Below are 766 nucleotides of genomic sequence, written 5' to 3'. Positions count from 1 at the left end.
TGACCCGAATATGGTTGAGTTAACCTTTGAGCACAAGGATGACGACATTTCTGTACTTGCGCTCAACGTGAAACTGCCTGACGACGAGAAGTAAGGCTTTATTCTCAACGCAATATGCAGCGCACAACAATGTACGTGTCGAAAAAAGGTTGACCATTTGGTCAACCTTATTAGTTTGCGCTTATTTCAACGCCTTATTCATTTTTTCGCCCAATAACTCTAGACGCCAACCTTGCATAACATCAGGCAAGCGAGCAGGATCACGATCCTTCTTCCACACCCAACTGATGAGCTGGTTAATCTGCTTTTTCGATGCTAAAAACTCGGTCGCTAACCCTGATTTTTGCGCAGCACTTTTCACGACATCTTTCATGTTTTTGAAAACTTGCTTATAGCCAGGGTAATCCATCAGGCGATCAATTTTAGCTGGGTATTCTTCTGGTGGCGTTTGCTTAGCCTTTTTCACGATGGCCGCAATTTTAGTACCGTGACGATTGACCGCGCGGCTATCCATCCCTTCCGCTTCCATCTTTTTAAAGCTTGTTAAACCTAAACGAGCAACCGTTAGCAAATCACCTTCTTTGAAAATGAAGTTTAGTGCTAAGTCGCGCTTGATTGCTTCACGATAACGCCAAGTCGCTAGCGGCTTTAACACAGCTAACTCTGACGGTTTAAGTTGCCACGCTCCTTTAATATCAAGGTACGCATTTTCTTCGTTGGTTTCGCGAATGCGTTTGGAAACCAACAAGTCGCTCTCTTGCTGCAC

Annotated in this window: 1 protein-coding gene and 1 pseudogene; one reads left to right on the top strand and one right to left on the bottom strand. The window is 44.5% G+C overall.

Annotated features, from left to right (window positions below; genetic code table 11):
• Positions 1-94 (top strand): annotated as a pseudogene (minE, locus tag R7Q46_RS26570) (cell division topological specificity factor MinE); the annotation flags it as partial.
• Between the two features lie 87 nt (positions 95-181).
• Here minE and R7Q46_RS26565 read toward each other — a convergent pair.
• Positions 182-766, bottom strand: a 585-nt coding sequence (locus R7Q46_RS26565) for an HRDC domain-containing protein (protein WP_318078136.1), incomplete at its 5' end; no start/stop codon positions are given.

This window comes from Vibrio sp. 811 (assembly GCF_033339195.1).
Note: the sequence above shows the minus strand (reverse complement) of the source record. Positions and strands in the feature narration are given on the sequence as shown.